This window comes from Arsenophonus sp. aPb, from assembly GCF_029873475.1.
Taxonomy (GTDB): Bacteria; Pseudomonadota; Gammaproteobacteria; order Enterobacterales; family Enterobacteriaceae; genus Arsenophonus.
Genome location: NZ_CP123499.1, coordinates 2,948,595 through 2,963,469, shown reverse-complemented (window position 1 = coordinate 2,963,469; position 14,875 = coordinate 2,948,595). Strand labels below are relative to the sequence as shown.

Genomic DNA, 14,875 nt, shown 5'->3' with positions numbered 1-14,875 from the left:
CCTACTAATTATAAATGCAAGCAAGAAATTTATTTTTTAATTTTGTTGCAATGGTGAATTTATTATTCTGCCAGGAATAAACAATCCGTGACGAGAGTTTAGAAAATCACAAACTAACATTATTTTTTTACCGGCCGGTTGTATTTTTAAAATGTTTAAAATACCTTTCCCGGTTGCCACTTTAATTCCTGTTTTATCGGCACTTAAAATTGTTCCAGGGGATGAGTCAATCTCATGATAAATGACTTCGGCATACCATACTTTAATGAGTTGATCTGCAAAAATAAAATAACTTACTGGCCAAGGATTAAATGCCCGGATACATCGTTCAATTTGTTCAGCCGAAAGTGTCCAATCAATTAATGCTTCATCTTTACTCAGTTTTTCAGCATAGGTAGCAAATATATTATTTTGCTTTTCTGGTTTTGCTTGATCTGATGCTACTAAACTAAGAGTATGTAAGAGTGCAGTAGGGCCAATTTTTGCAAGTTTTTGATACAATGTTGCGCTGGTATCTTTTAGTTCAATGGGGCAACTTACTTTATAGAGCATATCCCCGGTATCTAGACCACTATCCATTTGCATAATTGTAATACCTGTTTCTTTATCACCAGCCCAAATTGAGCGTTGAATTGGCGCTGCACCTCTCCAGCGAGGTAGTAGTGATCCATGAACATTTAAACAACCGATTGGTAGCATATTTAATACAACTTCAGGTAAAATTAGGCCATATGCGACAACTACCATCACATCAGCATGTTTATTTTCAATCCAGCGCTGACTTTCTGCTGTTTTTAGTGTTGTTGGCTGGAAGACAGCAATATTCGCTTTTTCGGCTAGCATTTTTACTGGGCTTGATGCGAGTTTTCGCCCTCTTCCAGCTGGTTTATCTGGTTGTGTCAAAACGCCAACTATTTGGTACTTATCCTTGAAACTGAGTAATGCAGCTAAATGTTGTGCTGCAAAATCAGGGGTGCCGGCAAAAATGATTCGTAGACAGTCTGACACGTAAAGATCCCTATATTAAAATATGAAAAATATCAATTCTTTGTTTTAGCTTTTAGACGTTCAAGCTTTTCAATTTTTTGCCTAATGCGTTGGCGTTTTAACGCAGAAAGATAGTCAATAAATAATTTGCCATTAAGATGGTCTATTTCATGTTGAATACAGATAGCAAGTAGATCATCTGTTTCTAATTCGAACTCTTTACCATTGACATCTAAGGCTTTAATTTTGACCCATTTAGCACGAGGTACGAATGCACGTTGTTCCGGTACAGAAAGACAACCTTCTTCTATTCCCGTTTCACCAGATGTTTCTAAGATAACGGGATTTATAAGTACCAATCTTTCATTACGAGATTCTGAAACATCAATAACAATAATTCTTTGATGAATATTAACCTGTGTTGCGGCTAAACCAATACCTTCTTCTTCATACATCGTTTCAAACATATCATTCACGATACGTTGTATTTCTGCATCAACTTTTTTTACCGGTTCTGCAATTTTGCGAAGACGTTCATCTGGGTAATGTAATATATTTAATACTGACATAAATGTTTAAAGCTATATCCAAAAAGTGAAAGTTATTTAATACCTATTCTAGACATTTCTCGTTATGATTGACAGTATTGGTTATAAATGAAACACACTAATTGCCAATGAAGTCTGGAAAGTATATGGATCCAATGGAAATATGGCTACGTATGAGGATGGTTTCTCATCTTTCAACTGTTAAGGTTGCTACAATTGTAGAGAAACTCATTGAATTAAATAATGTTAAAGTCGCTTCTCTTCGAGCATGTGGGTTATCACCCCATCAGTGTGTACAATTTACTCATGCAAATTCAAAAGCCATTTATGCCGCAATGAAATGGCTAGATGTAAGCGAGCATAAACTCATTACGTTATCAGATCCCAATTATCCATATTTATTAAAACAGATATATTCGCCACCAATTATACTCTTCGTCGCTGGTAAAGAGAAAGCGCTTTCTTCCACTCAAATTGCGATGGTAGGCAGTCGTTATAATGATTTCTATGGTGAAAAATGGGCACAAATATTTAGTCAGGAACTGGTGATGCATAAATTTACAATTACCAGTGGCTTAGCAATAGGTATTGATGGGATTAGCCATAAAACCACATTAAAGAATAATGGTATAACAGTTGCTGTATTAGGTAGTGGTTTAAATAAATTATACCCAACTCAACATACTGGTTTAGCGAATAAAATCAAGGAACAAGGGGCGTTAGTATCAGAATTTCTACCAGATACTCCTCCGTTAGCCAAGAATTTTCCTCGTCGGAATCGTATAATTAGCGGCTTAAGTAAAGCAGTAATTGTGATTGCGGCTGGATTAAAAAGTGGTTCATTAATAACAGCTAAGTGTGCATTAGAGCAAGGTAAAGATATTTTTGCTTTACCTGGTGCGTTAGGTAATAGCTTATATGCAGGTAATCACTGGTTAATACAACAGGGGGCTTATTTAGCCTCTTCGCCCCAAGATGTTATTGAATATTTAAACAGTGGACTACAATGGTTACCAGAAAATAAAGTCCAATCTGATAATCTACAGCTCGATAATTCTATGAATAACATATTGCGTTATATTAATTATGAACCAACGCCTATAGATTTAATTGCTGAAAGAAGTGGCTTATCGGTTATTGAGGTATCTGCTCAATTATTGGAATTTGAATTAATGGGTAAAGTTATCTTTGTGTCTGGTGGATATATTAGCGTCGAGTAATTAAAGTGAGATGAGAATGCAAAAGCCAATCCTTATTAGAAAAATGGCAAATGAAGATAAGGAGTATTGTCCTAAATGTCATAGTGAACTTATTATTCGAAATGGGGGATATGGGCCTTTTGTTGCTTGCTCTAACTATCCTAAATGTGATTATGTTCGGCCATTAAAACAAGCAGCAGACAGCCAAATAATTAAAGAATTATTGGATTATATTTGTCCCAAATGTGGGCATAATTTGGTGTTGAAGCAAGGGCGTTTCGGTATGTTTGTTGGTTGCAGTCATTATCCTCAATGTGAACATACAGAGTTAATTAATAAACCTGATGAAACGTTAATTGGATGTCCACAGTGTCAAGGTGGTGAATTACTGCAAAGAACGTCACGTTTTGGCAAAGTATTTTATGGTTGTAATTGTTATCCTAAGTGTCAATTTGTGGTTAATGCTAAACCAATTTCTGGTAAATGTTCTTTCTGTCAGTATCCATTATTAATAGAAAAAAAGGTTTCACAAGATATGAAAATATTTTGTGCAAATAAATTATGTAATAGACAGCAGTAATAAAAATTTATGGAATAATTGGCATGTTTGATGAAATACCTTCTTCGTTTCGGAATATTATTGCGGCGTTAAATGAAGGCAAAATTATAGCATATCCGACAGAAGCTGTTTTTGGCCTCGGATGTGATCCTGATAATGAGAAAACAGTTCGACAGTTATTATTATTAAAACAGCGTTCATGGAAAAAAGGATTAATTTTAATAGCTGGAGACTATGAACAATTAACACCTTATATCGATGATAATAAATTAACTAATTTACAAAAAGAAATGATGCTTTCAACAGGGTCTAAATCTATCACCTGGGTAGTACCCGCTAGAAAAGACACACCAAAATGGTTAACAGGAAAATTTGATTCAATTGCGGTGCGTATTACAAATTTTGAGTTAATTAAAAAGCTTTGTTTTTTATATGGCAAACCCTTGATTTCTACTAGTGCTAATTTAAATGGATTATCACCATGCAGAACAAAAGAAGAAGTTGTTGCCCAGTTTAATGGCCAAGTATCCGTTTTAGACGGTTCTGTTGGGGGACGTAAAAATCCCTCTGAAATTCGAGATATAATAACAGGTCATTTGTATCGAAAAGGTTAATGTGAATGGAAGAATTTGCGGTATTTGGAAATCCAGTGGTACATAGTAAATCACCACTTATTCATAAATTATTCGCTGAGCAAACAGGTATTAAATATGATTATGGAAAAGTGTTAGTTCCTTTAAATAAATTTGAAGAAAAATTAGATGATTTTTTTTGTCGAGGAGGAAAGGGAGCAAATATTACGTTACCTTTTAAGGAGTTAGCTTACCATAAAGTTGATGAATTAACTGAACAAGCTCAAATATGTGGTTCAGTTAATACTATCAAGAGGTTAGATGATCAAAGATTACTTGGTGATAATACCGATGGAATAGGCTTAATTTTAGATCTTGAGCGTTTGAGCTTTATTGAAAAGGGAAGACATATATTATTAATTGGTGCTGGTGGTGCAGCACGTGGTGTTATAGCGCCTATTTTAAATTATGGTTGTCGAATAACGATTACGAATCGAACATTTAGTAAAGCTGATAAACTGGCAAAACAATTTTCTGCTATAGGACATATCAATTCATTGATGTTGGAGTCTATTGATTCCGCTGAGTATGATTTAGTTATCAACGCGACATCTTCTGGGGTTGTAGGTGAAGTTCCTACTATTTCACCAACTATATTCAAGCAAAATGTTTTTTGTTATGACATGTTCTATCGATTAAACGAAACACCATTTTTAACATTAGCAAAAAACTATGGAGTATTAAAATATGCTGATGGTATTGGTATGTTAGTTGGTCAGGCCGCTTTTGCTTTTAAATTATGGCATGGTAAATTACCTGATATTTCATCTGTATTACAGCGATTAAAAGAAAATACTGATATAAAGTAATTGGTCTATTTTTACGGAAAAATGATAAAGATATCAGGCAAAATTTGTGGATAGTATTTTTTATAATAAACTTATAAGTAATTATTTTTCCAATTATTATAATTTGCTGCGGACAGGACTAAGCCTTTTAACTCTTCAGATGATAATTTTCTAATCTGTTTTGCAGGGCTGCCAATATATAAATAACCACTTTCTAATTTTTTACCTTGTGTGACTAAACTACCTGCACCGATAACGACATCATCCTCAATCTTTGCGCCATCTAAAATAATTGAACCCATACCAACCAAAATTCGGTTACCAATAGTACATCCGTGCAACATAACTTTATGCCCTATGGTAACGTCTTCTCCAATAATGAGAGGATATCCCTGGGGGTTAAGTTTATTTTTATGTGTAACATGAAGTACTGAACTATCTTGAATATTAGTTCTTGCCCCAATAGAAATGTAATTGACATCACCGCGTATAACAGTTAGTGGCCAAACACTTACATCGTCAGAAATGCGTACATCACCAATTATCACCGCAGTTGGATCGATAAATACATTATTACCAATAATGGGTTTTAGGTGCAAATAAGGTCTTATATTAGAAATCATTGCTATGTTTATCCTAATTAAACTATTTGAATTGGTTATCAAAGAGTGAATAGATAAATTTGTATTTTATATTATTAAATATTCTTTTAATCAAATATCATATAAGCTCATCTTTGTATTTTTTTAAATCAAAAAGTTGCATAGATACTATAAAAGCGAGCTAAATTTGTAGAATTTTAATTCATTGTGACGAAAATATATTCACATAAATAAAAAAACACAAAAAATAGTTGAGTAAATTTTTAGGCGCTCTATAATGCGCCCCCACTGAGTCAGTATAGAACCAATCAGTTGAAGTGGATTTTAGCGACGCAGGGTAAAGAAAAGTAGAAATAACTACTTGACTTTACAGGTGAAAAGCGTAATATACGCCACCTCGCGACTCCGGTCGCACGCTCTTTAACAATTAATCAGACAATCTGTGTGGGCACTCGCAAGACATCATCAAAAACTATTTGAAGATTAAGTCTTGAAGAGTGACAAAACAGTTAATTCATATATGAACTAATAAGCAGTAACGTTATTTTGGGCAACGGTGAAGGCAGTAAAATGTCGACAAAGTAGCAAAAAAGCGTTACGGCCAGTAAAACATTCTTTGAGCATCAAACTTTTAATTGAAGAGTTTGATCATGGCTCAGATTGAACGCTGGCGGCAGGCCTAACACATGCAAGTCGAGCGGCAGCGGGAGAAAGCTTGCTTTCTTGCCGGCGAGCGGCGGACGGGTGAGTAAGGTATGGGGATCTGGCCGAAGGCGGGGGATAACCACTGGAAACGGTGGCTAATACCGCATAATCTCTAAGGAGCAAAGTGGGGGACCTTCTGGCCTCACACCTTCGGATGAACCCATATGAGATTAGCTAGTAGGTGGGGTAAAGGCTCACCTAGGCGACGATCTCTAGCTGGTCTGAGAGGATGATCAGCCACACTGGGACTGAGACACGGCCCAGACTCCTACGGGAGGCAGCAGTGGGGAATATTGCACAATGGGCGCAAGCCTGATGCAGCCATGCCGCGTGTATGAAGAAGGCCTTTGGGTTGTAAAGTACTTTCAGTCGTGAGGAAGGTGTTAAGGTTAATAGTCTTAGCAATTGACGTTAGCGACAGAAGAAGCACCGGCTAACTCCGTGCCAGCAGCCGCGGTAATACGGAGGGTGCGAGCGTTAATCGGAATTACTGGGCGTAAAGGGCACGCAGGCGGTTAATTAAGTTGGATGTGAAATCCCCGGGCTTAACCTGGGAATGGCATTCAAGACTGGTTAGCTAGAGTCTTGTAGAGGGGGGTAGAATTCCATGTGTAGCGGTGAAATGCGTAGAGATGTGGAGGAATACCGGTGGCGAAGGCGGCCCCCTGGACAAAGACTGACGCTCATGTGCGAAAGCGTGGGGAGCAAACAGGATTAGATACCCTGGTAGTCCACGCTGTAAACGATGTCGATTTGGAGGTTGTGGTCATGAACTGTGGCCTCCGGAGCTAACGCGTTAAATCGACCGCCTGGGGAGTACGGCCGCAAGGTTAAAACTCAAATGAATTGACGGGGGCCCGCACAAGCGGTGGAGCATGTGGTTTAATTCGATGCAACGCGAAGAACCTTACCTACTCTTGACATCCAGCGAAGCCTTTAGAGATAGAGGCGTGCCTTCGGGAGCGCTGAGACAGGTGCTGCATGGCTGTCGTCAGCTCGTGTTGTGAAATGTTGGGTTAAGTCCCGCAACGAGCGCAACCCTTATCCTTTGTTGCCATCGAGTTATGTCGGGAACTCAAAGGAGACTGCCGGTGATAAACCGGAGGAAGGTGGGGATGACGTCAAGTCATCATGGCCCTTACGAGTAGGGCTACACACGTGCTACAATGGCGTATACAGAGAGAGGCGAGCCTGCGAGGGGAAGCGGAACTCAGAAAGTACGTCGAAGTCCGGATTGGAGTCTGCAACTCGACTCCATGAAGTCGGAATCGCTAGTAATCGCGGATCAGCATGTCGCGGTGAATACGTTCCCGGGCCTTGTACACACCGCCCGTCACACCATGGGAGTGGGTTGCAAAAGAAGTAGGTAGCTTAACCTTCGGGATGGCGCTTACCACTTTGTGATTCATGACTGGGGTGAAGTCGTAACAAGGTAACCGTAGGGGAACCTGCGGTTGGATCACCTCCTTACCGAGATAGATGGAATGTGAGTGTTCACACAGATTGTCTGATGAAATCGAGAGTAAAGCCAATCTAAGATTGACTGAAGACCTTGAAGTCCCCTTCGTCTAGAGGCCTAGGACATCGCCCTTTCACGGCGGTAACAGGGGTTCGAATCCCCTAGGGGACGCCACTTCGGTGATTAGAAAGGCCGCACATCAATATTTTGGTGTGTTGTGAAGCTCATGCTGGCTTGCTATGGACTTTACTCAATAATGATTAAGCCAATTCAACGAGTTGGTTTAACAATTATGCTCTTTAACAATCTGGAACAAGCTGAAAATTGAAACACACATTATTGAGAAAAATAATGTGGAGAACTCTCAAACTCCAACGTGAAGTGTATTCGCTGTCAGGAAGGCAGGCATTATGAGCGAGCAGTCAGGAATTCGAGGCGGCCAGCGCGCAGCAAGCGCAGCGTACAAAGTACGTGAGCATTGCGAGCACTGCCCAACAAAGAATTGCTGCACGCGCAGCCATAACCTATCAGAATGATAGTGAAATAAAGACATCTTCGGGTTGTGAGGTTAAGCGAACGAAGCGTACACGGTGGATGCCTAGGCAGTCAGAGGCGATGAAGGACGTGCTAATCTGCGAAAAGCGTCGGTAAGCTGATATGAAGCGTAATAGCCGGCGATGTCCGAATGGGGAAACCCAGTGCATTAATGCACTATCGTTTGATGAATTCATAGTCAAACGAGGCGAACCGGGGAACTGAAACATCTCAGTACCCCGAGGAAAAGAAATCAACCGAGATTCCCCTAGTAGCGGCGAGCGAACGGGGAGCAGCCCAGAGTCAGCATCGATATTAGTATCAGGAGAAGGGTCTGGAAAGGCCAGCAATAAAGGGTGATAGCCCCGTATCCGAAGATGTTAGTATTGTGAGCTCGAAGAGTAGGGCGGGACACGTGTTATCCTGTCTGAATATGGGGGACCATCCTCCAAGGCTAAATACTCCTGACTGACCGATAGTGAACCAGTACCGTGAGGGAAAGGCGAAAAGAACCCCGGCGAGGGGAGTGAAAAAGAACCTGAAACCGTGTACGTACAAGCAGTGGGAGCCCCACCACCAAAGTATTTCTGCACGCTGTTTGGCGGTTGGCGGAGCGTAGCGACGCCCAACCAATCAATCAAGCAGTGTAAGTCCCAACGAATCAAGGCGCGTGATTTAGATTGAATCAGGTAAAATCTGATTTAAGACGCATCAGGCCAATTGACTGGGATGGGGTGGGTTGCCGAAGGCAACCGCCGCAAAGTACGGAGTACTTTGGGGTGGGGTGACTGCGTACCTTTTGTATAATGGGTCAGCGACTTATATTCTGTAGCAAGGTTAACCGCATAGGGGAGCCGTAGGGAAACCGAGTCTTAACTGGGCGTTAAGTTGCAGGGTATAGACCCGAAACCCGGTGATCTAGCCATGGGCAGGTTGAAGGTTGGGTAACACTAACTGGAGGACCGAACCGACTAATGTTGAAAAATTAGCGGATGACTTGTGGCTGGGGGTGAAAGGCCAATCAAACCGGGAGATAGATGCTGGTTCTCCCCGAAAGCTATTTAGGTAGCGCCTCGTGAATTCATCTTCGGGGGTAGAGCACTGTTTCGGCTAGGGGGTCATCCCGACTTACCAACCCGATGCAAACTACGAATACCGAAGAATGTTATCACGGGAGACACACGGCGGGTGCTAACGTCCGTCGTGAAGAGGGAAACAACCCAGACCGCCAGCTAAGGTCCCAAAGTCATGGTTAAGTGGGAAACGAAGTGGGAAGGCTTAGACAGCCAGGATGTTGGCTTAGAAGCAGCCATCATTTAAAGAAAGCGTAATAGCTCACTGGTCGAGTCGGCCTGCGCGGAAGATGTAACGGGGCTAAACCATGCACCGAAGCTGCGGCAGCAACAGCAATGTTGTTGGGTAGGGGAGCGTTCTGTAAGCCGTCGAAGGTGGACTGAGAGGTCTGCTGGAGGTATCAGAAGTGCGAATGCTGACATAAGTAACGATAAAGCGGGTGAAAAACCCGCTCGCCGAAAGACCAAGGGTTCCTGTCCAACGTTAATCGGGGCAGGGTAAGTCGACCCCTAAGGCGAGGCTGAAAAGCGTAGTCGATGGGAAACGGGTTAATATTCCCGTACTAAGGGTTACTGCGAAGGGGGGACGGAGAAGGCTAGGCTATCCGGGCGACGGTTGTCCCGGTTTAAGCGTGTAGGTGGGTCGTGCAGGCAAATCCGCATGGCTATAACACTGAGGCGTGATGACGAGCCACCAAGGTGGTGAAGTAGTTGATGCCAAGCTTCCAGGAAAAGCCTCTAAGCGATAGGTAACCGTTAATCGTACCCCAAACCGACACAGGTGGTTAGGTAGAGAATACTCAGGCGCTTGAGAGAACTCGGGTGAAGGAACTAGGCAAAATGGTGCCGTAACTTCGGGAGAAGGCACGCTGGCGTTAGGTGAAGTGGTTCGCCCATGGAGCTGAAGCCAGTCGCAGATACCAGCTGGCTGCAACTGTTTATTAAAAACACAGCACTGTGCAAACACGAAAGTGGACGTATACGGTGTGACGCCTGCCCGGTGCTGGAAGGTTAATTGATGGGGTAAGCCGTAAGGCGAAGCTCTTGATCGAAGCCCCAGTAAACGGCGGCCGTAACTATAACGGTCCTAAGGTAGCGAAATTCCTTGTCGGGTAAGTTCCGACCTGCACGAATGGCGTAATGATGGCCAGGCTGTCTCCACCCGAGACTCAGTGAAATTGAACTCGCTGTGAAGATGCAGTGTACCCGCGGCAAGACGGAAAGACCCCGTGAACCTTTACTATAGCTTGACACTGAACATTGAGCCTTGATGTGTAGGATAGGTGGGAGGCTTTGAAGTGTGGACGCCAGTTCGCATGGAGCCAACGTTGAAATACCACCCTTTAATGTTTGATGTTCTAACTTAGGCCCGTAATCCGGGCTGAGGACAGTGTCTGGTGGGTAGTTTGACTGGGGCGGTCTCCTCCCAAAGCGTAACGGAGGAGCACGAAGGTTGGCTAATCACGGTCGGACATCGTGAGGTTAGTGCAAAGGCATAAGCCAGCTTGACTGCGAGCGTGACGGCGCGAGCAGGTACGAAAGTAGGTCTTAGTGATCCGGTGGTTCTGAATGGAAGGGCCATCGCTCAACGGATAAAAGGTACTCCGGGGATAACAGGCTGATACCGCCCAAGAGTTCATATCGACGGCGGTGTTTGGCACCTCGATGTCGGCTCATCACATCCTGGGGCTGAAGTAGGTCCCAAGGGTATGGCTGTTCGCCATTTAAAGTGGTACGCGAGCTGGGTTTAGAACGTCGTGAGACAGTTCGGTCCCTATCTGTCGTGGGCGAAGGAAGATTGAGGGGGGCTGCTCCTAGTACGAGAGGACCGGAGTGGACGCACCACTGGTGTACAGGTTGTCATGCCAATGGCATAGCCTGGTAGCTAAGTGCGGAAGAGATAACCGCTGAAAGCATCTAAGCGGGAAACTTGCCTCAAGATGAGTCTTCCCTGACAGCAATGTCCTATAAGGGGTGTTCGAGACGAGGACGTAGATAGGCTGGGTGTGTAAGCGTAGCGATACGTTGAGCTAACCAGTACTAATGACCCGAGAGGCTTAACCTGACAACACCGAAGGTGTTTTGAGAAGAGAGAAGAAATTTTAGCTTGTTCGGAGATTGACTCCTGTAGGAATTTACGTGAATGGCAGTGAGCTGGCGCTAGGTGCATACTGAGGTATGTGAGTGAGGCGAAAGGCTGGCTGAGATAGCAGCGTAATGAAACAGGATAGCGAAAAAAGAATTTGTCTGGCGGCAATAGCGCGGTGGTCCCACCTGACCCCATGCCGAACTCAGAAGTGAAATGCCGTAGCGCCGATGGTAGTGTGGGGTCTCCCCATGTGAGAGTAGGGAGCTGCCAGACTTTAATTATGTTAAAAAAGCCACCTAAGGGTGGCTTTTTGACGTTTGGCTAGTTATATCGTAAAACGGTTTAGTTTGTTTTTATTATAAAATTTTATTTGTAAATTTTTTTGATTTGCTAGGAATCGAGAAAAAACTAAAAAAAACTAGGCTAAACTGTTTTTCCACTTATTTCTGCTTGTAATATTACATTTAATCCATCAAATGCACATTTATATAATAAATATGCAACATTTTCATTGCCTTAACTTGAGTTAATTATCGTTATCTTATTTGAAATAAATCCTTTATTTTCAATTAAATAGATTTTTTTTGAAAATGGAAAGGGTTTTTGATTTTTACTGATTTTGAGATAGTCTTTAGCAAGTGTACCTTATATTAAAGGAGATACTCCTATGGATCAGCAGGCAGCGATCAATGAATTAACTTTTTTGCAACCATTTGGCGCACCAGAAAAGCAACTTTTGACACCAGCCGCAGTAGATTTTTTAACAGCGTTAGTTGAGCAGTTTGCTGAATATTGTGATTTTTTACTCAATGCTAGAGTTGAGCGACAGTTGCAGATCGATCAAGGTATTTTACCTAATTTTATGACAGAAACTATTTCAATCAGGAAGGATGATTGGAAAATACAAGGTATTCCTACGGATTTACTTGATCGCCGAGTCGAAATAACCGGTCCGGTAGAACGTAAAATGATTATTAATGCTTTGAATGCTAATGTAAAAGTCTTTATGGCTGACTTTGAAGACTCGCTTTCACCTACTTGGGAAAAATTAATTGAAGGACAAATTAATTTACGTGATGCGGTTAATGGCTCTATTTCATTTATTAATGAACAAGGCAAAGTTTATCAACTAAAGTCTGATCCGGCCGTTTTGATGGCTCGTGTACGCGGCTTACATTTACCTGAAAAACATATTTTATATCGGGAAAAAGCAATTCCTGGGGCATTATTAGATTTTGCGCTTTATTTCTTTCATAACTATAAAAAGTTATTGGAAAAAGGGAGCGGCCCTTATTTTTATATCCCCAAACTAGAATCTTATAAAGAAGCTCAATGGTGGAGTAAAGTATTTAGTTATACCGAAGAACGGTACGGATTACCACTGGGTACAATTAAAGCGACTGTACTTATTGAGACACTCCCAGCCGTCTTTCAAATGGACGAAATTCTTTATCATATGCGTCATCACATTGTTGGACTTAACTGTGGTCGTTGGGATTATATTTTTAGTTATATCAAAACGCTAAAAGAATACAGTGATCGTGTGCTACCGGATCGGCAGGTAGTAACAATGACACAACCTTTTTTAAATGCTTATTCTCGTTTGTTGATTAGGACTTGTCATCGTCGTGGTGCCTTTGCTATGGGAGGAATGTCGGCTTTTATTCCATCTAAAGATCTAAAACAGAATGACGCAGTTTGGGCGAAGGTTAAAGAAGATAAGGAATTAGAGGCTAAAAATGGTCATGATGGAACTTGGATTGCTCACCCTGCTTTAGCGGATATTGCAATCTCTGTTTTTAATGCGCAATTAGCGGGAAGGAAAAATCAACTAGATGTCATGCGTGAGAATGATGAATCTATTACAGCTGAACAATTATTACAGCCATGCCGTGGTGAGCGCACTGAAGAGGGGATGAGAGCAAATATTCGTATTGCTGTTCAATATATTGAAGCTTGGATTTCCGGTAATGGCTGCGTGCCGATCTATGGATTAATGGAAGATGCTGCAACGGCAGAAATTTCGCGTATTTCTATTTGGCAATGGATCCGTCATGAAAAACAATTATCTAATGGACAAAAAGTAACAAAAGAATTGTTTTTAGAAATGCTGGATGAAGAGTTACAGACTATTCAGCAAGAACTCGGTGATGTCCGTTTTCAACATGGCCGTTTTCGGGAAGCAGTGGAATTGATGATCTATATTACCACTCAGGATGAGTTGATCGAATTTTTGACCTTGGCGGGTTACCAACAACTTGACTGAAAGAAAAATATTTTAGCTATTTAATATCTAATTAACTCGTGTGAGGGGAGATAAAAATGGTAACGACCAGATCTCAACAGATTGCTCAACTGGAGGAAGAATGGCGCTCTTCTCCGCGTTGGAGAGGAATTATTCGCACTTATAGTGCAGAAGATGTTGTCAAATTACGTGGTTCAATAAATCCCGATTATTTATTCGCGCGCAATGGTGCTGATAAGTTTTGGCAACTAATTAATGGTAAATCAAAAAAAGATTATGTTAATGCGCTAGGTGCATTAACAGGTGGTCAGGCGTTGCAGCAAGCCAAGGCTGGTATAGAGGCAGTTTACTTATCAGGTTGGCAAGTCGCAGCCGATGCCAATACTGCTGCGAATATGTATCCAGATCAATCACTTTATCCTGTTGATTCAGTTCCTGAAGTTGTCAAGCGGATTAATAATAGCTTTCGTCGAGCCGATCAAATTCAATGGGCAAATAATATAAATCCAGGTGATGCTAAATATATTGATTTTTTTCTACCAATTATTGCTGATGCGGAGGCGGGTTTTGGTGGCATATTGAATGCTTTTGAACTTATGAAAGCATTAATTGAGGCAGGCGCTGCGGCTGTGCATTTTGAAGATCAGCTCGCTGCTGCCAAAAAATGCGGCCATATGGGTGGCAAGGTATTGGTGCCGACACAAGAAGCTATTCAAAAGTTAATTGCAGCACGTTTGGCGGCTGATGTTTGTGGCATTCCAACCGTTTTGATTGCTCGTACCGATGCTGAAGCGGCAGATTTACTGACCTCAAATAGCGATCCCTATGATGAAAAATTCATCATTAATGAGCAGCGGACACAAGAGGGATTTTTTCGTACTCAGGCAGGGATTGAACAAGCCATTAGTCGTGGCTTAGCATATGCGCCTTATGCTGATTTGATTTGGTGTGAGACATCAACCCCGGATTTAGATGCAGCTAAAATATTTGCCGAAGCTATTCATACTAAATATCCTAATAAGTTGTTGGCTTATAATTGTTCTCCATCTTTCAATTGGAAGAAAAACTTAGACGATAAAACCATTGCCTGTTTTCAAAAAAAATTATCTGAAATGGGATATAAATTTCAATTTATAACCTTGGCTGGTATTCATAGTATGTGGTTTAACATGTTTGATTTAGCTTATGCATATGCTAAAGGTGAAGGAATGAGACATTATGTTGAAAAAATTCAGGAAAAGGAGTTTGCTGCAGCTAAGCAGGGTTATTCGTTTTCTTCCCATCAACAGGAAGTTGGCACGGGTTATTTTGATAAAGTAACAACTATTATTCAAGGTGGAACTTCTTCTGTTACGGCACTGACCGGCTCAACTGAAGAACAGCAGTTTTAAACATACTGCTTATGTTACTTTGCCTGATGGATTTGATGCTAATAAAGCTTAATTTGTCGAAATG

9 protein-coding genes, 1 tRNA gene and 3 rRNA genes are annotated in these 14,875 nt (G+C 41.6%); 10 read left to right on the top strand and 3 right to left on the bottom strand.

Annotation, left to right across the window (positions count from 1 at the left end; translation table 11 throughout):
* Positions 1-36: 36 nt before the first annotated feature.
* The gene (gene fmt / locus QE177_RS13275) at positions 37-1,008 is read right to left on the bottom strand and encodes a methionyl-tRNA formyltransferase (RefSeq protein WP_280550355.1); all 972 of its coding nucleotides are present in this window, start codon (positions 1,006-1,008) and stop codon (positions 37-39) included.
* Positions 1,009-1,040: 32 nt separating this feature from the next.
* Positions 1,041-1,556 carry a peptide deformylase gene (gene def / locus QE177_RS13270; RefSeq protein ID WP_280550353.1) on the bottom strand — a complete coding sequence of 172 codons (516 nt, stop codon included), beginning with the start codon at positions 1,554-1,556 and terminating at the stop codon, positions 1,041-1,043.
* Between the two features lie 125 nt (positions 1,557-1,681).
* Between def and dprA the strand changes: the two genes are divergently transcribed.
* The 4 genes from dprA to aroE are packed head-to-tail and all read left to right on the top strand — an operon-like array spanning position 1,682 to position 4,734.
* The gene (gene dprA, locus QE177_RS13265) at positions 1,682-2,755 is read left to right on the top strand and encodes a DNA-processing protein DprA (protein WP_280550351.1); all 1,074 of its coding nucleotides are present in this window, start codon (positions 1,682-1,684) and stop codon (positions 2,753-2,755) included.
* A 16-nt stretch (positions 2,756-2,771) separates the two neighbouring features.
* Positions 2,772-3,314: a topoisomerase DNA-binding C4 zinc finger domain-containing protein gene (locus QE177_RS13260; RefSeq protein ID WP_280550349.1), complete on the top strand. Its 543-nt coding sequence runs from the start codon at positions 2,772-2,774 to the stop codon at positions 3,312-3,314.
* A gap of 23 nt (positions 3,315-3,337) precedes the next feature.
* Entirely contained in the window at positions 3,338-3,907 is a 570-nt protein-coding gene (locus tag QE177_RS13255; RefSeq protein ID WP_280550347.1) for a Sua5/YciO/YrdC/YwlC family protein, read from the top strand.
* A 5-nt stretch (positions 3,908-3,912) separates the two neighbouring features.
* The gene (gene aroE / locus QE177_RS13250; protein WP_280550345.1) at positions 3,913-4,734 is read left to right on the top strand and encodes a shikimate dehydrogenase; all 822 of its coding nucleotides are present in this window, start codon (positions 3,913-3,915) and stop codon (positions 4,732-4,734) included.
* A 71-nt stretch (positions 4,735-4,805) separates the two neighbouring features.
* On the opposite strand, the gene QE177_RS13245 is transcribed toward aroE, so the two are convergent.
* Entirely contained in the window at positions 4,806-5,336 is a 531-nt protein-coding gene (locus QE177_RS13245) for a gamma carbonic anhydrase family protein (protein WP_280550344.1), read from the bottom strand.
* Between the two features lie 611 nt (positions 5,337-5,947).
* Here QE177_RS13245 and QE177_RS13240 point away from each other — a divergent pair.
* The 6 genes from QE177_RS13240 to aceA all read left to right on the top strand — a co-directional run bounded on the left by QE177_RS13240 (position 5,948) and on the right by aceA (position 14,811).
* Positions 5,948-7,490: ribosomal RNA gene (locus QE177_RS13240) — 16S ribosomal RNA — on the top strand.
* 87 nt (positions 7,491-7,577) lie between these two features.
* A tRNA-Glu gene (locus QE177_RS13235) sits at positions 7,578-7,653 on the top strand.
* A 392-nt stretch (positions 7,654-8,045) separates the two neighbouring features.
* Positions 8,046-11,151: ribosomal RNA gene (locus QE177_RS13230) — 23S ribosomal RNA — on the top strand.
* A gap of 181 nt (positions 11,152-11,332) precedes the next feature.
* Positions 11,333-11,448: ribosomal RNA gene (gene rrf, locus QE177_RS13225) — 5S ribosomal RNA — on the top strand.
* The 16S, 23S and 5S rRNA genes sit together here with 1 tRNA gene alongside, the layout of an rRNA operon.
* Before the next feature lie 394 nt (positions 11,449-11,842).
* Complete coding sequence (aceB, locus tag QE177_RS13220) at positions 11,843-13,441, top strand: malate synthase A (RefSeq protein ID WP_280550342.1); 1,599 nt, start codon at positions 11,843-11,845, stop codon at positions 13,439-13,441.
* A gap of 56 nt (positions 13,442-13,497) precedes the next feature.
* On the top strand, positions 13,498-14,811 hold the full coding sequence (gene aceA, locus QE177_RS13215; RefSeq protein ID WP_280550340.1) for an isocitrate lyase: 1,314 nt from the start codon (positions 13,498-13,500) through the stop codon (positions 14,809-14,811).
* The last annotated feature ends 64 nt before the right edge of the window (positions 14,812-14,875 follow it).